This window comes from Virgibacillus oceani, assembly GCF_041521345.1.
GTDB lineage: Bacteria > Bacillota > Bacilli > Bacillales > Amphibacillaceae > Virgibacillus_N > Virgibacillus_N oceani_A.
Genome location: NZ_JBGOHB010000033.1, coordinates 26,504 through 45,529 on the forward strand (window position 1 = coordinate 26,504; position 19,026 = coordinate 45,529).

At 38.8% G+C, this 19,026-nt stretch carries 14 protein-coding genes and 2 pseudogenes; 10 read left to right on the top strand and 6 right to left on the bottom strand.

What is annotated here, in order from left to right; genetic code table 11:
- Positions 1 to 196: 196 nt before the first annotated feature.
- Both ACDX78_RS19220 and ACDX78_RS19225 read left to right on the top strand, forming a co-directional pair.
- A pseudogene (locus ACDX78_RS19220) lies at positions 197 to 1,497 on the top strand (type I restriction-modification system subunit M); the annotation flags it as partial.
- Between the two features lie 24 nt (positions 1,498 to 1,521).
- Positions 1,522 to 1,824, top strand: a pseudogene (locus ACDX78_RS19225) (restriction endonuclease subunit S); the annotation flags it as partial.
- Between the two features lie 32 nt (positions 1,825 to 1,856).
- Here ACDX78_RS19225 and ACDX78_RS19230 read toward each other — a convergent pair.
- Positions 1,857 to 2,651, bottom strand: a complete 795-nt coding sequence (locus ACDX78_RS19230) for a transposase (RefSeq protein ID WP_486029914.1) — start codon at positions 2,649 to 2,651, stop codon at positions 1,857 to 1,859.
- On the bottom strand, positions 2,551 to 3,240 hold the full coding sequence (locus ACDX78_RS19235; RefSeq protein WP_486029916.1) for a transposase: 690 nt from the start codon (positions 3,238 to 3,240) through the stop codon (positions 2,551 to 2,553). The genes ACDX78_RS19230 and ACDX78_RS19235 overlap by 101 nt, the downstream gene beginning before the upstream one ends.
- A gap of 358 nt (positions 3,241 to 3,598) precedes the next feature.
- Here ACDX78_RS19235 and ACDX78_RS19240 point away from each other — a divergent pair, with 358 nt between their 5' ends.
- Both ACDX78_RS19240 and ACDX78_RS19245 read left to right on the top strand, forming a co-directional pair.
- Positions 3,599 to 3,817 (top strand): hypothetical protein, encoded by a 219-nt coding sequence (locus ACDX78_RS19240; RefSeq protein WP_486029917.1) that lies wholly within the window; start codon positions 3,599 to 3,601, stop codon positions 3,815 to 3,817.
- 16 nt (positions 3,818 to 3,833) lie between these two features.
- A complete protein-coding gene (locus tag ACDX78_RS19245; RefSeq protein ID WP_486029919.1) occupies positions 3,834 to 4,862 on the top strand; it encodes a YcjF family protein in 1,029 nt (342 codons plus the stop codon).
- A gap of 343 nt (positions 4,863 to 5,205) precedes the next feature.
- Here ACDX78_RS19245 and ACDX78_RS19250 read toward each other — a convergent pair whose 3' ends face one another.
- Positions 5,206 to 5,469 (bottom strand): helix-turn-helix domain-containing protein, encoded by a 264-nt coding sequence (locus ACDX78_RS19250; protein WP_486029948.1) that lies wholly within the window; start codon positions 5,467 to 5,469, stop codon positions 5,206 to 5,208.
- A gap of 465 nt (positions 5,470 to 5,934) precedes the next feature.
- Between ACDX78_RS19250 and ACDX78_RS19255 the strand changes: the two genes are divergently transcribed.
- The 6 genes from ACDX78_RS19255 (at position 5,935) to ACDX78_RS19280 (ending at position 12,900) form a co-directional block, all read left to right on the top strand.
- Positions 5,935 to 6,765, top strand: a complete 831-nt coding sequence (locus tag ACDX78_RS19255; RefSeq protein ID WP_486029921.1) for a MurR/RpiR family transcriptional regulator — start codon at positions 5,935 to 5,937, stop codon at positions 6,763 to 6,765.
- Positions 6,766 to 6,776: 11 nt separating this feature from the next.
- Complete coding sequence (locus ACDX78_RS19260; RefSeq protein WP_486029923.1) at positions 6,777 to 7,949, top strand: M20 peptidase aminoacylase family protein; 1,173 nt, start codon at positions 6,777 to 6,779, stop codon at positions 7,947 to 7,949.
- Complete coding sequence (locus tag ACDX78_RS19265) at positions 7,933 to 8,730, top strand: GNAT family N-acetyltransferase (protein ID WP_486029925.1); 798 nt, start codon at positions 7,933 to 7,935, stop codon at positions 8,728 to 8,730. The genes ACDX78_RS19260 and ACDX78_RS19265 overlap by 17 nt, the downstream gene beginning before the upstream one ends.
- Before the next feature lie 64 nt (positions 8,731 to 8,794).
- On the top strand, positions 8,795 to 9,868 hold the full coding sequence (gene menC / locus ACDX78_RS19270; protein ID WP_486029950.1) for an o-succinylbenzoate synthase: 1,074 nt from the start codon (positions 8,795 to 8,797) through the stop codon (positions 9,866 to 9,868).
- A gap of 83 nt (positions 9,869 to 9,951) precedes the next feature.
- Complete coding sequence (locus tag ACDX78_RS19275) at positions 9,952 to 11,412, top strand: M81 family metallopeptidase (protein ID WP_486029927.1); 1,461 nt, start codon at positions 9,952 to 9,954, stop codon at positions 11,410 to 11,412.
- Positions 11,413 to 11,505: 93 nt separating this feature from the next.
- A complete protein-coding gene (locus tag ACDX78_RS19280) occupies positions 11,506 to 12,900 on the top strand; it encodes a sodium:solute symporter family protein (protein WP_486029929.1) in 1,395 nt (464 codons plus the stop codon).
- Positions 12,901 to 13,221: 321 nt separating this feature from the next.
- Here ACDX78_RS19280 and ACDX78_RS19285 read toward each other — a convergent pair whose 3' ends face one another.
- From ACDX78_RS19285 to ACDX78_RS19295, 3 genes are all read right to left on the bottom strand, one after another.
- Positions 13,222 to 13,554, bottom strand: a complete 333-nt coding sequence (locus ACDX78_RS19285) for a S8 family serine peptidase (RefSeq protein ID WP_486029931.1) — start codon at positions 13,552 to 13,554, stop codon at positions 13,222 to 13,224.
- A 364-nt stretch (positions 13,555 to 13,918) separates the two neighbouring features.
- On the bottom strand, positions 13,919 to 14,281 hold the full coding sequence (locus ACDX78_RS19290) for a hypothetical protein (protein WP_486029933.1): 363 nt from the start codon (positions 14,279 to 14,281) through the stop codon (positions 13,919 to 13,921).
- 1,058 nt (positions 14,282 to 15,339) lie between these two features.
- Complete coding sequence (locus ACDX78_RS19295) at positions 15,340 to 18,951, bottom strand: S8 family serine peptidase (RefSeq protein ID WP_486029935.1); 3,612 nt, start codon at positions 18,949 to 18,951, stop codon at positions 15,340 to 15,342.
- Positions 18,952 to 19,026 lie beyond the last annotated feature (75 nt).

A 19,026-nucleotide genomic window follows, 5' to 3' on the forward strand; every position in this document is an offset into this window, starting at 1 on the left:
TTGAGCCTGGATTTCATTCTAACTTTATTATTTTGGGAACGTCAATCCCCACTGCGTTAATGTGTTGAAAAAGATAAGGCTTTAGGTTCTCCTGCCCCAATATGAGATAAGAGGGGATTGATTGTATCAACTCTCCACCTTTCTGAACACACCACTCTATAGTATAATAGCAGTATCATAACAAAGAGGTGCAGAAATGATTACAGGAGAATTAAGAAACAAAGTGGATCGAATATGGGAACGTTTTGGACTGGCGGGATTACTAACCCGCTCACAGTCATAGAACAATTCACCTATTTATTATACATAAAAGTCTTAGATGATAATGAAAAGAACAAAGAAAAGGATGCGGAGTTGCTTGGTATCCCACATGATGGCATTTTTCCGAAAAATCAGCCTGAATTAAGATGGACGAGCTTTTCGAATATGGGGCCGGAGGAAATGATTGAAGTTGTTTCGCAAAAAGTGTTTCCGTTTATTAAAACTATGGGGGAGCAGGATTTAGCTTATGCGAATCACTTGAAAGATGCAGTTTTTGTGATCCCGACTCCTTCCTTATTATCACGGGTTGTTGCCGGAATCAATGATTTTCCGCAAGCGACAAGTGGCGAGCAGGAAGTGGATACACTTGGGGATTTGTATGAGTATTTGCTATCCAAATTGCAAAGCTCAGGTACAAACGGGCAATTTCGTACACCGAGACAAATTATTGATATGATCGTAGAAATGATGAAGCCGACACCGGAGGATATTATTGTTGACCCTGCGGCAGGGACGGCTGGATTCCTTGTTTCAGCAAGCCAGTATTTGAGAAAAAATCACAACGATGTGTTCTTTGTCCAAGGGCTTAGGGAGCATTTTAACAATGATATGTTCCATGGGTTTGAGTTTGACAATACCATGCTAAGAATTGGTGCCATGAACATGATGTTGGATGATGTGGATAATCCAAATATTACTTATCGCGGTAGTTTATCTGAACAAAATAGAGACAGAGAAAAATACACCCTCGTTTTGGGCAATCCACCGTTTAAAGGATCTTTGGATTATGATTCCGTATCGGACGACTTATTAAAAATAGCAAAAACGAAGAAAACAGAACTGTTATTTGTCAGTTAATTTCTGCGTCTCTTAAAAAAAGGCGGGCGCGGTGCAACGATCGTGCCGGATGGTGTCTTGTTCGGCGCATCCAACGCCCATAAAGCGATCCGAAAAGAATTGATAGTAAACCATAAACTAGAGGCAGTAATCAGTATGCCAAGCGGGATTTTCAAGCCATATACCGGTGTATCAACAGGTGTGCTTATTTTTACGAAAACGGATGCCGGCGGAACGGATAACGTTTGGTTTTATGATATGGAAGCAGACGGATTATCCTTGGATGATAAACGAAGCCCTGTTGAGGAAAATGACATTCCGGATATTGTGGCGCGATTTAATAATCTGGAAGCGGAAAAAGATAGGAAGCGGACAGATAAATCATTCTTTGTGCCGGTTTAAACTGTACTATTAAAAGACGTTACAGAAAACTTAAATAATAAGAGGAAACCCCTTAACCAAAATGCTAGAAATGAAATGAAAGAATATAAATTATATCCTTACTGTGGTGCAAATGGGATTATAGAATATATAGACGAATATATTTTTGATGATGAAATATTATGTTTAGCGGAAGATGGAGGTAGTTGGGGTTTTAATGAAAAAAGTACTTATATTATGTCTGAACCATGCTGGGTAAATAACCATGCTCACGTATTAAAAGCATGTGAACAAATAGAACTAAGATATCTTTATTACTATTTAAAATTATACCGACTTAACTAAGTATATTACTGGTGCTACTAGAGGTAAGCTTACTAGAAGACTGGTGAAAAACTAGTATTTTTATCCATCAAAAAAGTGAATTTTTCAGTGAGTTTTTCTCGGATTTCCTGAAAAAGGTGGAAAATAGAATGATTATGATGGCTTTGGTGGCATTCTTCAACCCGTATTTCCGTTTCAGCGCATGCTGAAATGCCGGTCTTAGGCCTTATGCCCTTGAACCGGCTCAATTTTTTAAGGTTTTGCACGATGGCAGTAAAGAGTGCCTGTTCCTGCATGCGGTCCAGCCCTCTGCCTTTAGCCTGATCCATTCCGTGAACCGTCTTGCTTTCGGCGAAATTATGTTCACATTGTACACGCTTTTTTTGGATGTCTCGGTATTTACCTTCAAGTTGGATTTGTTTGGCTTTATTTTTGGTTTTGACTTTCTCGCCTTTTTCCTGGCGTTTTCGTTGCCACTCCGGGTTGTTGGTCTCTCTTTTCCATGTGGGAACTTCTTCCAGGTTATAGTCTCTCAAAGAAATCAAAGGTATAATGTCCTGCGAAAATAGGCATGCCAAATAATCCGGTGTGCCATATGCTTTGTCACCCGACAATGTTTTAATATATATTTGTGGATGCTGAAAACGAACAGCTGCCAACTGCTGAAGGCTAATTTCTCTTTCCGCTTTACCGGAAGCGATGCTTGCATTCGTTTTTAAAATAATGCCTGATTCCACGTCTGTTAAGTCATGTACAAGGTAACGCGGGTATGCTTCCTGCCCTTTGCTTTTCTTGTAAAGACTCTTCCGAATTATTTTCATTTGATTTTGGCGTTGGCGGATCTTCATCGTCTTTCTGATCCGGCGTGTCTGTTTGATCCAGAGATGCTTCGTCACTCTGTTTCATATCATCCAAGTATTCTTCAATGCTTTGTACAGGGGCAATTTCTATTTCTTCCAAACTGTGGATGGATGCATTTGCACGCACTTGTGTACCATCCACACCAGCGTGAACATCAGCACGAACGAGTCCGGCTGCTATGCACTGATCCACCACATGTTTCATGATATCTTCAAAGATACCATGTTGACGCCAAAGAGCTTTTGTTTTCACAAGTGTTGTTCGGTTGGGGATGGATGATTCAAAATCCAGTCCACAAAACCATAAATAACCTGCGTGCATCGGAAGGATCTCAAAAAGCTCCCTTTCCGAATGGTTAAAGAGATATTCCAATATGACCAGACGTACAGCCAACTCTGAATTGATGGAAGGAGATCCCATTTTTTCGGAATAAAGGGGCTTCACCCAATCGTGGACATGGGAAAAGTTAATGACATCTTTCAGTCTACGCAGAATGTGCTTCTCGGGAACGATGTTCTCCATATCTATATATTGAAACAAACGAGATTGAATGTGAGTTTGCTTTGGCGATTGCATTCATGATCATCCTTTTAAATTGTGTTACTTACTTTATTAGACATAAAGAGTCGTAATTCCTGTTTCAGCTATGACTTTTTCACCGGACTTCTAGGAAAAAGGTCGATTGCCAGGCGTGCTTCAAAAAAGCTGGACAGTAGATCTGGCCCATTTTTATCTTCAAAAATAACCTGCACTATCTTCAATTTAAAATCAGCACTTTTAAGGAGATCTAACCAGAAATTTTTAATAACTAAACAGGGAGTCCTGCAAATGATGGTACACTAATGATATGTCTCGGAGGATTCATAGACAAAATAATTTGTTAATGGGATAATACGCCTAATGATATGTAAATAATAGAAGGGGAGGTAACACAATGAGTAATAGTAGAGATGATCAAAGTGATCAGAATCAACAAATTCACGATTTGTTGGAATCTGTTTATGATATGTTAAAAAGTTCAAAGATCCCAAATAAGATAAAAGAAGCAGTGAAAAAAGAATTAAATGAACTAAAGTCATTTACATTAGATAGAAGGCCTGCCCGAATTGTTATTGTAGGCAGAAGAGGGGCGGGGAAAATCAAGCCTGATTAATGCGATTTTTAATGAGATGCGAGCGGAAATCGGAGATGTAAAAGCAAGGACAGGCATAGGGAAATGGCATACGTATGAATCAGACTTAGGGGACCTTGAAATACTTGATACAAGGGGATTAGGTGAAGCAGATAAACCAGAAGAGGAGATTTCCCAATCATCTGCGTTAGAAGAATTGAGCGTGTCGATTAAAGAAAAATGTCCGGATGCCATGTTGTTTCTGAGTAAGGCAAAAGAGGTAAGTGCAAGAATTGATGAAGATTTGCAGCAATTACTGGATTTAAAGCAAACGATTCGGTCAGCGCACGATTACGATGTGTCAATTATCGGTACTGTGACACAGGTTGATGAGTTAAGTCCTAAAAGACCTGATACCCCTCCTTTTGATCATCCAATAAAACAAAAAAATATAGCTGAAGCAGTCGAAGTTCTATCAACTAAATTACAAGAAGCAGTGTCAAACCCTGTTAAGGTGATACCAATTTGCTGTTATCTTGAATTTGAGGATAATAAAATCACTTATGATATCAGATGGAATGTGGATACGTTATTAGATTATTTAATCGAACAATTGCCCAATGAAGCCCAAGTAATCACTGCAAGACTGGCAAAGATAAAAACTGTCCAGAAAAAGGTAGCCCGAAGAATTGGTTCAAGCGTGGCAGGGGTTACTGGGCTGATAGGCGCAAATCCAATTCCGGGTTCTGATTTACCGATAATTACAGGGCTGCAGACATTTATGATTTCGGCAATCGCCCTCATAGGCGGAAAGAAAATCAACAAAAAAGGTGTCATTGAATTTTTTAGTGCTCTAGGAGTAAACGTGGCAGCAGGTTTTGCTTTACGTCAAGTAGCCCGCCAGTTAGTGAAGGTAGTTCCAGTTGCGGGTAATGTTGTTTCAGGCGCTATTGCCAGTGCAGGTACCTATGCTTTATGTGAAGCAGCCATAGCGTATTTTATTGATGAAAAATCAATTGAAAATGTTAAGGATATATATAAGAAGGTGTTTGATAAGCGGAAGAAAGAAAGTGAAAAAGAATATTGAGGTCATGCCATAACCTGTTGGAATGGTCTCATTTAAATGATTGTGTACAAGTAGCACAAGTCTTTAAGGAGTTTGTCGAGAAACGAAATTGATTTTTTTGAGGATAAGGTAAGTTTGTAGATAATTTAATCAATTAGAAACTTATATATTCTTCCAAGGTAATAAGATTTATATTCGAAAACCACGAATAATATTAGTAAAGGAGAAAAATATACAGATTATTCCCTAACATCTATGGATGATAAATGATTAAATGTATGCCGATATCGTTTAATAGCTGATAATAAAGAGGATGAGTTAAAAGGAGTAACCTTTGACTCAGCCTTTTTATGTGTATTCATATTTATTCTTTCATCAACTGTGAAAATTCATTGAGTTTTCTTCGAGCTTCTGAACTTAGCGTCTTTAAGGTATCAATTAGTTGAATGAAATCCTCCGGTAAATCCTCATCGCCTGCTAAGTAAGTCGATAAGTCTGTGCTAAGTGATGCGAGTATTCTTTCCAGTAAATCGATATCAAGGATTGTTCGACCATTTTCAAAACGGCTGATATACGACTGTGAGATATTTACCTTATTGGATAAATCTAGAGCTGAGGAGGGGGGCAGGCGGGTTAAACGAACAGGTTGTGTCGAGGCTTTGAACCACCTAAGAGTCCAGAATGGTCCCCATTAATTACACTAAAAGAAAATAAAAAAGAGAAAAATAATCATTCTGGTGAGCAGCGAGTTTTACATGCAATTAAAGGTGCGTTAAGTCAGAAAAAGAAGATGTCTCGCATGAGGATGTTGATGGTTGGAGATGGAGTAGCTGCAGGAGGGATAAGTCACAGTGGCGGCTTTGGAAAGGGAAGAGATTAAATATAAAGCTGGCGAATTTTGGGTGAGCGGAGCCAGGGATTAGTTTTCACATTATTTTTGAGAAGCAATTTACTGTATTACTGTGTTAATTATCTAAAAATTATATTGATTTAATAATTCTACCATGTTAAAATGCAATTATACGAAGTAAAAACTTTATTTTTTGTTAATGAGAAGGAAATCCTTTTAATAATAGAAAATTCGGAGGTTTTCATGGAACATATTTATACTGCTATTAATGAACAGCAAGCTAATTTTTCCAAAGGATTCAAAAAAATAGCTGCTTCCTTTATTCAGGATCCTAAATTATTTGCTGTTTATTCAGCAGCAGAAGCTGGAAAGCAAATGGGAGTAAGTGAAACAACGGTAATACGATTCAGTCATATGCTTGGATATAAAGGATATAAGGCGTTACAAGAAGATGTGCAGCAGCATCTTTTCCAAAAGAGCAGCTTGTCTGATTATGCAGAGACAAAAAGGCAGGGTTCTATCAAAGATATGATGCATAACGATCGGGATAATATATTAAAAGTGATAGAACAAATAAGTGAAGAAGATCTGGAAAAAGCTGTGAAGAAACTTTCTGTCGCTGATCAAGTCCTTATTTCGGGTGTTCGTTCTTCTCATGCTCCGGCAAGCTGGTTTGCATTTGCGCTGGACTTGGTAATTGGAAAAACTCGTTTGTATCAGCCCAATTCCGATGATGTGTTACTCCGTCTCAGTGAATTGACGGAAAAAAGCGTTTTTGTAGCTTTTTCTTTTCACCGTTACACAAAAGATACGATTCATATGGCAAAATTAGCTAAACAACAAGGTGCTTTTGTTATTACATTTACAGATTCTCCCTTTTCACCTATTTCAAAGTATGCTGACTTAAATTTAGCAGTGCAATTATCGATCAAATCAACACTTGATGTGGCACCAGTTTTATTTTCTCTGATGAATAGTATCGTTTCAACCATTTCATTACGAAATGCGGAGGATTTTCACCGCCGAGTTAAGCAATTTGATGCCATGGAGGCAGCGGATTTTTTTCCATTATAATGATAGGAGGCGTGCTTGAATTGAAACAGACAATTGAAAACTTAACACCAAAGCTGATGGAAATTTTCACTCATTTGCATACCAATCCGGAAATTAGCTGGGAGGAATACAATACAACGGCCTATATTAAAGAACTGTTTAAAGACCTTCCATGTAGAATTACTCCATTTAAGCAAACTACCGGATTAATGATAGAAATTGGATCTGGAAAACCGGTCATCGGCTTGCGTGCAGATATAGATGCGCTTTATCAAGAAGTGGATGGAACGTTTCAGGCAAATCATTCTTGCGGACATGATGCGCATATGTCCATTGTCATTGGAACACTCTACACACTTTTAGAAGGAGGCTATCCGGATAAAGGGACATTTCGGTTTATTTTCCAGCCGGCAGAAGAAAAAGGAAAGGGGGCTCTTGCACTTGTAGAGGAAGGAATCATCGATGATATGGACTTTCTATACGGGATGCATGTGCGCCCGGTACAGGAATTACGGTATCAGGAGTTTGCGCCAGCCATTCAACACGGGGCAGCCCGGTTTGTCGAAGGAAAGATCCGTGGAAATGATGCGCACGGCGCCCGGCCGCATTTAACTGTGAATGCCATTCAGGTAGGCAGTGAGTTGGTACAACATATAAGCAATATAAACATTGATCCGATGATTCCGTATTCCATAAAAATGACGTCATTCCAGGCTGGGGGGAAAAGCGCGAATATCATTCCGGGTTCAGCGACGTTTTCTATCGATATCCGTGCTCAAACGAATGAAGCGATGGAAACATTAATGAATAAGTTGGAACGGATTTCAGAAAATATTGCCTCTATGCACGATGTAGAAATTGATTTAGATATTGGTGCAAATGTTGCTGCAGCTGTTATTAATGAAGAAGCAATCGCGGTCATGCGCGAGGCCATAATAGAATGTGAGGGAGAAGAAAATTTAGTACCCATGATTACAACGACAGGCGGGGATGATTTTCATTTCTATACGATTAAAAGGCCGGATATAAAGGCGACAATGCTTGCGATTGGATGCGATGTCCAGCCGGGGCTCCACCATCCGAAGATGACGTTTAATCATGATATCATCCCCCATGCTGTTGAAATTTTAACTCAGGCATTAATAAAAACTGCGGTGAAACATTCCCAGGGATATAAGGAGGCTTTTGATGGGGAATCAAATTGAAATTAAAAAAGTGACGAGTATGCAAGAGCTGCCTAACATACAAAAGCTGGAGGAAACTGTCTGGAATATGCCACCGACCCCGGTTCATCAAACCTTTACAGCTTTAAATAATGGCGGCATTATCCTAGGTGCCTATGACGGTGATGAAATGGTCGGCTTCCTTTATAGCTTTGCAGGCTATGACGGGGAAAACAGTTACCTTTGTTCCCATATGCTCGGAATTTTAGCGTCCTACCGCAAAGCCGGACTTGGGGTGCAGATGAAAAGGAAACAGGCGGAAATTGCCAAAAGTATGGGTTATCCATACATCACCTGGACATTTGATCCACTGGAAAGTTTAAATGCCTATCTTAATTTGCACAAGCTTGGAGCAACGGGTGCATATTACAAGGAGAATCATTATGGAGAAATGGAAGACGACCTGAATCAGGGGCTCCCGACGGATCGCATTCAAATCATTTGGCACTTGGATGACCATAAAAGTAAAACTAAAAAGGCTGCTGGGATAGATGAACATAATGTATTGCTAACAAATGAAGGTAACAAACCTGCTATTACGGAAGCTTTCAGCAATGATATTTCCAATAATTCGGCCGGCTGGTTTGTTGCCGTGCCCATGGACTTTCAGCAGATGAAGCGGGACGATATTGAATTAGCCAAAGCATGGCGCTACGATACGAGGATGGTATTTCAGGCATTGTTCTCTCACGGATATCAGGCAACAGATTTAATAAACGCTCGTGAAAAGGGAATAAGCTATTACTATTTTTCGCGCAACTAAATGAAAAAAGGAGATATGCACAGTGACGATACCAATAAAACAAATCAAATTACATAAGTTAAGAATGCGTTTAAAAGATCCATTTACCACAAGTTTTGGGACATTTCAGGAAAAGGAATTTTTCGTAACGGAAGCAATTGATAATGACGGAAACCGCGGGTTTGGCGAATCCGTAGCATTTACCAGCCCGTGGTACAGTGAGGAAACAGTAAAAACGAACTTACATGTGATGAAAGACTTTTTAATTCCTATTTTACAAGAAAATGAGATTACTCATCCGGACGAGGTCTCCGTCCTTTTTACCCCGATAAAACGAAATAATATGGCAAAGGCAGCATTGGAAGGAGCGGTATGGGATCTTTATGCAAAACGTCAAAATATATCTCTGTCTCGAGCGCTCGGCGGGACAAAAACGGAAATCGATGTCGGAATCAGTATAGGAATACAACCAACTGTTGCCGATTTATTGGATGTGATTGACCAGTATGTCAAGGAAGGTTATAAGCGAATCAAAATTAAAATTAAACCGGGCTGGGATATTGATGTGCTGCGTGAAGTACGGAAACAATTTCCGGATACTGCGATTATGGCAGATGCCAATTCGGCTTATACTTTAGCGGATATTGACCATCTAAAGCAATTGGATGATTTGAACTTGACGATGATAGAGCAGCCACTGGAACACGATGATATTGTTGACCATGCTGAGCTGCAGGCTGCACTAAAAACGCCTGTTTGTCTGGATGAAAGCATTCATTCTCTGGCAGACGCAAGAAAGGCAATAAAACTTGGCAGCTGTAAAATTATCAATATCAAAATTGGCCGTGTCGGCGGACTTACTGAAGCCAAGCGAATACATGATTACTGTAAAGAAAATGGAATTGCTGTATGGTGTGGCGGTATGCTGGAAGCAGGTGTCGGGCGGGCACACAATATTGCATTAACTACATTGTCCCAATTTAGTTTACCTGGTGATACAGCTGGATCTTCCCGCTATTGGAAACAAGATATTATTCAGCCTGAGGTTATTGTGGAAAATGGTGTCATTACCGTGCCGGATAAGCCTGGTATAGGGTATGAGGTAGATGATGAGGTGTTGTCTGCATTTGCAACAGATGTAAAAACATTTCATTTTTAAAAGGAATCATAAACATTCAGTGCATTAGCTATCAAACTTGGTGATATATATACTTTATATATATTAAAAGGAGTAAATAATTAATGAAAATAATTATTGGTCAGGTCACTCATGAAACAAATACATTTGCTGTTACTCCCACTGATAAAAGTTCTTTTACTTCATGGGAATGGGGTTATGGAGACGAAATCATTGAAAGGCACAAGGGTGTTGAAGACTATTTAGGTGGTATGATTGAGGAATGTGAATATAGAAATATAGATATTGTACCAACCTTTTCGGCATTCACATATCCCTCAGGAATTATTAATGAGGACACATATAATGAATTAGAGAAGGAATTAATTCAATCCATTAAAAGTGCCGGTGTTGTCGATGCTATCTGTTTATCATTACATGGTGCAGGAGTAGCAGAAAATACCGAGGATTTGGAAGGAAATATATTAGCAGCTCTTCGTGAAGAAATAGGATATGATATCCCGATTGTTGTTACGCTTGACCTTCATGCAAATGTAACAAATAAAATGGTTACAGAATCAGATTTGCTGTTGGGTGTAAATTTCTACCCTCACACGGACTCTTTTGACCGAGGAAAGGAAGCTATTGATAAGGCGATTAAAATTGCTAATAAAGATATAAAACCTGTTATGCATTTAATTAATCTGCCATTAATCATTCCAACTTCAACGACTAACTTATCACCAGCAAAAGATATTAATGAAAAATGCTGGGAATTTGAAAAAGAAAGTTCTGTATTAGACTGTACATTTTTTCACGGGTTTCCATATACAGACATCTCCAAAGTAGGGGTTTCTGTTATTGCAGCTACAAATAATGATAAACATAAAGCAGGAGAAATTTCAAAATCTATTGCTGATTATGTATGGGCAATCCGAGATCATTTTATTGTTGAAACCATTTCACCCTCTCGGGGGATTGAAAAAGCACTTCGAATTGAAGGTGGACCAATCATTATTAATGAAACATCTGATAATCCAGGTGGGGGGACGCCGGGTGATGGAACTTTTTTATTAAAAGCTTTGCTTGAAAAAGACATAAATAAAAGTTGTTTTGGTTTCATTTATGACCCAGAAGTTGCAATGGCAGCTCACGAAGCGGGTGTGGGATCAAATATAAACGTTAAACTCGGTGGTAAAACGGATCATTTGCACGGAGAACCACTTGAGGTCGAAGGTTATGTTAAGAGCTTAACTGATGGTATATTTATTCATTCATCACCGATGTGGGGAGGATTAAAAACTAATTTAGGAAAATCAGTTAGACTAAAAGTCGGTGAGGTGGATGTGATTGTTTGCTCAGTAAAAGCACAAGTTATGGATGAACAAATTTTTCTACTTCATGGGATAGATGTTACATCATACAAAATCGTTGCACTGAAATCCAGTCAGCATTTTAGAGCAGCCTTTGAACCTTTAGGTAGACAAATAATCACTGTTGATTCTCCAGGATTAACAACACTTGATTTTACAACATTTAATTATAAAAAAGTTGTGCGTCCAATTTATCCTCTGGATAAGATGTAAAGATGAGAAAATATATCCTGTTTAATAGATTATAAAGTTATTACTTTTAAATACTATAAAACTTCGGAAAATAATTGGAAGGGAGAAATACATGTGTATCTGATAACTTTTTTAGTATATTTAATTATCGTTATTGGTATCGGGGTTTATTTTAAAAAGTATAATGAGGGGGTAGAGGATTTTGCGGTTGCGGGACGTAGTTTAGGTGTGCCGGTACTGTTAGGCACACTTTTTTCCACAACAATGGGTGGAGCAACTGTTGTAGGATGGACCGGAAGTTTCTATACAATGGGAATCGGTTGGTGGTTTAGCGGCTTGGGAGCTATATTGGGGATATTAGCTGCGACCTTTATTTTAGCAGAAAAATTCCGAAGATTGGAGCAATTTACGGTTCCTGATATGTTAGCATTGAGATATGATAGAAGGTCCGGCTATCTCAGTTCAATTATGATTATAATTGGAGATGTTGCAGTTATCACCGTTCAGATCTTATCGATAACTGGTATACTTGTTGTTTTCATTGGATTAGAAGAATTGCCTGCAATGATTATTGGTGTTTTAGCATTTACCGTCATCTCTCTTTTTGGAGGAATGAAGGGAGTAGCAATTACTGATGCTATTCAAGCGGTATTAGTATTTTTAGGATTAATGGTTGGCGTTATTATTTTATTTTATGTAGGTGGGGGCATTAATAACATTGTACAAGCCCTTCCAAACGATTATTTTAGTGTGTTTTCAAGTACAGATGGATTAGGTGCGTTTAATATGGCTATGGCAGCTTTCGGAACTACTGCAGTGTCCCAGTCAATTATCTTTGCCAGAGTTTTTTCTGCAAAGGATGCAAAAACTGCCAAAACAAGTTTATTATGGCTTGTACCAGCTGTTTTCCTTGGATATCTTTTTACAGCATTATTAGGATATAGTGGTCGTGGAATTCTAGGAGCAGATGTCGTACCTGATCAAGTTTTCCCAACAATCGTTACTACTCTATTACCACCTTTTGTTGGTGCATTGTTATTAGTTGTTGTCATCGCTGCATTGGTAACCACGACAAATTCAATTATTCTAAGTACAAGCATTAACGTTGCAAGAGATTTCTATCAACAGTTAAGAAAAGGGGATGTTTCTAGTAAAGAATTACAAAAAGTGAGTCAAATATCGGTTGTTATTATTGCTGTGATTAGTTTTCTACTTGCTTTCTTTATGCCTAATATAATTGATGCAATTGTATTTGCATATACAATGTATGCTGCAGGGTTGTTGATACCGATGTATGTTGGATATTTGTGGAAAGGAGCTACTGCAACAGCTGGAATGTTGAGTATAATAGGGGGAGGAGGTACCGCACTATTGTGGTATATTTTAAACCAACCTTTTGGGTTACCTCCTATGGTTCCTTCTTTATTAGTATCTTTAGTTTTAATCATAGTCATTAGTTTCATTACTGAAAAGCCCTCTAAAGAGCAATTGAAATCTTTTGATATTTAAAACCAGCATTGTGTGGAGTTAATTTAATAGAAAAGGTTCAAAAATCCTCTCTGAGTTATGTTCGGAGAGGATTTTTGCAGGTTAAGGTTTTTATGGAGTAATTGAATACTTCTTGTGGCTTATTTAGTTCTTCTTTAATACATTCCCGGCGTCTAATAAGCTGATCAGCATTTTCAATGGATTACTCACTAAGTTCATTAAATGAATTTGCACCTTTCATTTTTTCGGGTAATCGGATAATCGTGTGGAAATACGTTTAATGATATAAATTTAACACGAAATAATTTATTTTATTGACATTTTCTCCAATACATTTCACTATTACGTCACACGATATAACACTGAACGTAACCCCGGAGCGGATATGTTTGGCTTCTGGTCATCTTCGTATTGAGAAGGTCCGCGACTGGACAATTCATACACCTGATCATTATTGTCCAAGGTAGCCACAGCATAGCTTTCCGGGTAGTTTGCTGGAGATGGTATGGTGTTCTCTCCAGGACCGTTGTTCCCTGCCGAAAAAACCGGAAAAATACCGGCATCTTTCCAAGCTTGCGCCATCGGTCGGTACCATTCATCAGCACCTGGAAAATCCCTCCAGGAATTGTTGATGATGTCTGGGGCCAGGCCAGGGTCATCTTCCGGAGCCAGCATATATTGACCGGCTGCATGCAGATCAGATTCTGATCCACCTACAAGACTAAAGGCGCGGGATTGTCGGGGGCATCAGGATTGTATCCGCGCCATTTCTCTTTTAAAGCCTCATGTTCCCAGTGTACCCCAGTATCTATAATCCCTACTGTTACCCCCTGTCCTTCAACACCAAAAGTGTTCCACACATCTGGGGCATTGACACGATCAATATTCCATTCCACACTGTTAGAAGCTGGCGGAACGTCCTTAATAGATACCTCCGGCCAATCCAGCTTAATAAATTCATCCATCTTGATCCGTGAAATTTCAGGACGATAAGCCAGTTTTTTAACGGCATCTTAAGAGATTTCAGCGTATATGACATTCATAATGTAAAAGCTTTCGAATGATTTACTTCTCCATCATCCTTTGCTTTCTCTAGTATGTCCAGAGCAGCAGCCTGTGTACGTTGGGCAGTACTTTTTAGTTCATTGTACACTCCATTACGTGCAGCCATCTTCTTTTTATACTCTGTTGCAGTGTCCGCCGTCATTTGGATTCCTTGTTCAGCTGCCTGTGATGTATTTACTTTCTCGTCCATTTCAATAAGTACTTCCACGTATTGTTGATCTCCAAAAGCTTCTATAACTTCATGGTCAATTTTTTTAAGTGCTAACTCGGCCGTTTCCTCATTCATACTCATGATTTCCTTTGCGTTCTCTTGACCTGAAGTTGCTTTTGGCTGCATCCCTCCTGCATAGGATGGAAAAAATCAACGTCAGAATCAATAAAAGAACAAACCGACCCTTGTACCTTTTACACTTGCTTAGTGTAAACATCGTTCTCCTCCTTCTTAGAAAATTGGTTTCCCTATCCGCTATACATCACTGTCTCTGCGGACGAATCTAAGTGTTCGAGCGGTCTGAATGTTAATTCATAGACCCTAATATTGGGCGGTATAATAGAATTTCCAATATCAGTCCTAAACTTGAAGCAGGAGTAAATTCCTCTTATTGGCCTACAGCTCTGGTTATCAATGTCGAATTTACTGTCTCCAGCCTCTAGACCTTGTCAAATTATATATGCTAAGATCATTTTATAAATTTTAATTATTCTTAAAATAGGTAACATTATTCGTTTTGAGTAAAAATAGTTTTATTCGTTTTTGTTAATTCATTAATAATAGAAGGGGAGTTTTAGGCTGATAAGATACTTAAGAAATACATGCAGCTTTATTCCCTGCAAAAAATCTTATTGCTATTTTGTATAGGTCTCGAAACGAAAGTGAACCGGTGAAGCCACCTGAAAGAAATACGGTTAAACTTCAGGTTGTAACTAGAGGGATTAAACGATTGTATTCTGAGAAGTAAGTCAAAAATCGGAAGTTGCATGAAAAAGTGAATGATATCGTGATACTTTATATCGATCAACAAAAATGCAGTATCCATTTTTTTGTTAATCTAATAAAGGTAACTGTTCGTGATTGATTCGAAATTCGGGTCAGCAACATTAACTCCCCCCCCAATAGTTTTGCTGGGTCGAAAGATCGGTCAAAGGAAAGGTTTCGACCCGCTTAGCGTCGGTGTTCTCGGCTTTTTACGATCTGCAGATGACTGTTAATTTTTCTGAATTAACGAATGATAGTTTATAAAGAATAGAAATAACTGTGGCAAACTCGGGATATTAATAAAACATTATTCTACAGAATTTAAAAACGGCTACCATCAAAAAGATATGATGATAGCCGTTTCTAAGTTTTTACTAAAATCTTTCCTGTTCATCAAAAACTTTTCAATACATTAAATCTTACTGATCATCAAACTCTTCCCAATACGAAAGTATAAAATCAGTATCTGCCATCAGAAAGTCATACGCTTCATCAGATATTAATTCATTGTCATATTGATGATCAAGTATCAGTTTGAAGCTTTCCGTGTGGCGTATTACTTTTTCTGCTGCTTCTTGCTGTTCATATTGGCTCACAGCAGTCAAGTGCATTTTTAATAAATTCGTATCAGCTTCGTTTGTAAATGCTCCTTCGTTTTCCAATCTCTCCACATGGGTTCTCATATTCGCCGCAGTAACCGGAAGTCGATAGGCTCGAATGATTTCCTGTTCAATTTGATTTTGTTCTGTGTCCCATGCTTCCACTTTTAAAGAAACAAATCCACTTCCTTTTGGATTTCCATGATCCAGGTTTGCTTCGAATTGGCCATTACCTACGGGTTGGACATGATCAATTTTTCTCCATTCATTCCCATCATCATAAGAAATCCATAGATTAGCATTTTCAATTGGATTGCTGTTAGATCCAGATTGATGGTTCACTTCGAAATGGAAGACACCCTCTTCAGCTGTTTCATCTGAACGTTTGGCAGAATTGTTTAAGTTTAACTCTTGATCGTAATCAATGAATAGCATTGGTGCTATCGTTTGTATGTCATCGTCTGAATTAGAAGAAAATGTCCATCTCGTCCAAGTTGATGAAAAAGGAGGACCTTGGTCAGAAGCGTCAACCTCTGTTTCGATCTTGATTTCTCCATCATTTAAAGTTAGTGGAAAACTACCCGACAGCCAGTTTTCTTCACCAATAAGCTCGTCGTTTTCATACACACGTAATGAACTTCCTACACCCGTTCCCGAATGAAGATCCGTGTCTGCAAAATCATCGATGGAAACTTCCAACGTATCTCCTTCCCGGTAAACATCAGCATTTCCCGGACGTATAGGCTGCTTATACCAATTAGATTCACTTTCACCAAGTTGATAGTTTAATCGGGGACCTTCTAATCTCCTCCCGCTATGATGAAGCACTGATTTTCTATACTCAATATCTTCTGGGATAAAATATTCTGTTCTCTCTTGACCTGCATGTAAATAACGTGGTTGTGCAGTTGATCCGAAAACAGAAGCAAAAGCATGTTGAAGAATACCGTATTCTTCAAATGAATCACCATAATATTGATTATGGACTACGGCCAGATCTTCTTTGTTTATGTCGTAATGCATTTCGGATGGAAACGCTCTTTCTTCAGTCACCAATATTTTATAAAAATATGGATTTCCCTCTATGTCAGAAGGCGATACTAGCTCCAAATTAGTGAGTAGGTTAAATTCACCCATTGTTGTTTCTTCAGTAGAAGCAACAGAAACCTGTTCATTCATAATTAGATTTTGAACATAAGATCCAGACTTTTCCATATCTCTTCTAATAGACATTCGATATGACTGTGTTTCTACTTCATCCTCTACATCCACCACGACAGGGTTCGCATCTCGAGCATCAAGAATAAGTGTACTATCCTCATCAATGTTAAATTCCAAGTCAGAGACAAATGATGATTCTTCTCCATCCGTATCAATAAGCGCAATGATACTGTATACACCCGAAGGTACACGTGTTTTTATTTCACCTGCTGCATCCCAATCATTTAAGCTTGCCTCGAAATAATGCGAGATGTCCTCCATGTTAGCGACACTTGCCCTGCTTGATGAATCTGCAGGATCACCATTACGGTCAATGGCTTTTATTGTTAAATCAAACATTTCAGGCTCAATGTAAAATCCGACAGGGGTGTGGATGGTTGTATCATTACCAGATTGTGCAGTAACATTCCCTCCATACAATAATCCATTCGTTCCATATTCAGGATGAAGTATAACTTCCACTGATTTTGTACTGTTTGCTTCAATGAATAATTCATCTTCAGAAAACGTAATCATGGATTCGTCAATTGGATTACCGTATTGATCAGTGATATTTAAGCTGACATTTAAAACTACACCCTCATTCGATAAATTATGGTAGGTAATCGTTTCTGTTACAGGCTCATGATCATCATGTGTGAGATTTCCCATATGCACAGTTGGTGTAGTTGAAAATATATCCTGAGAGATGAAACTCTCTACATCTAACCTGCCTGCCCCTTGTTCATAGATGCTGTAATCTTCATGTGGAATGGCCGTTGATACTAATGCCGCTTTCAACTCTTCAGGTGAAAAATCTCTTTCCATCTCAATCCATTTTTCAGCTAACAAAGCAGCTGCTCCTGCTACATGGGGGGCTGCCATTGAAGTTCCTGAGGCTTCCATATAGTATTCATCCCCTCCCTCTGCTTCAATTTCTCCTGAACGGGCAGCATTTATCGAGACCCCGGGGGCAGTAATTTCAGGCTTGATCCCATTGTCACCAATTCTTGGCCCTCGGCTTGAAAATGAAGCAAGTTCATCTGCATTATCTACCGCTCCAACGGTCAAAGCGGAATCAGCTGTACCAGGTGTAGTAACTGTTTCACTATTTGGTCCAAAATTACCTGAAGCAATCACGAATAGTACATTATTTTCTTCCGTAATGGTATTAACTGCTTGACTAACAATATCTGTTCCATCAGTAGGGAAGGAACCTATACTCATATTGATAATCGAAGCTCCTTGATCTGCTGCCCATTCCATACCTTCAATAAGATTTGAAGTTGGTCCGCTTCCATATTGATTAAGGACCTTTGCGTTTATTAGTGATGCATTGGGAGCAACCCCTTTCTGCGCTCCATCTGAAGCTTCTCCACTACCAGCAATAGTAGAAGCGACGTGGGTTCCATGACCATGTAAGTCTTGTGTAGTTTCATCTGCTGTAAAATCCTGTGCCTCAACAACTTTACCGTTTAAGTCAGGATGTTCTTCATCAATGCCTGAATCTAACACAGCCACTGTAATTCCTTCTCCATCATATCCTGCTTCCCAAGCTTTGGGTGTACCGATCTGCGGAACGCTATCTTCCAATGACACAGTCACTTGTTGATCAAGATGAATATACTCAATCTGCTCATCGAGTAAGTCAGTACTTTGCAGAGACAAATCATTCTGAGTAAATAATATATCTTTGAAAAAGACTGTATTATCTTTTGAAACTTCAGCTGCTACTCCATTAATACTTGAAAAAACATGTGAATCAGAGAGTCCTGTCTCCGTGTGAAGGGAGGATTGCATCGTCTGCACAGAATCTCGATCATTAAGAGTAATAATAATAGGAATATGATTCGTCTGTGAATCATCATATCCTTGTTCAACTAATTTGGTAATATTGAAAAGTTCCTTATCTAATTTATCAGGGATATGCTCCATTATGTCTTCAGGGAAAACGTAGATTTCATCATTTATCTCCATCTTTTCAAAGTTCGGCACATAGCCCTCGCGTTCAGCTGGTAAAAAGTTTACTGCACTCCGGCCGTCTGGAAATTGCTGAATTTCAATTTTGTCCCCGGTAATTAGGGTAACGTTGTGCGTCTCACTTGTCTCTGCATTTTCAAGGTGTGCTTGATTGCTTAACTGTGCTGTATCGGATAATGAAAGTCCTAAAAGAATGGATAGAAATAATACAGTCACCAGAAAAGAAACAATAGTTTGCCATTTTTTTAGCATGATAATCCTCCTTAAATTTTTTGGGGGTGGTCAAGTCTGGGGTGTTTCTAAAAAGGTTATTTGAAGGGATGTTTA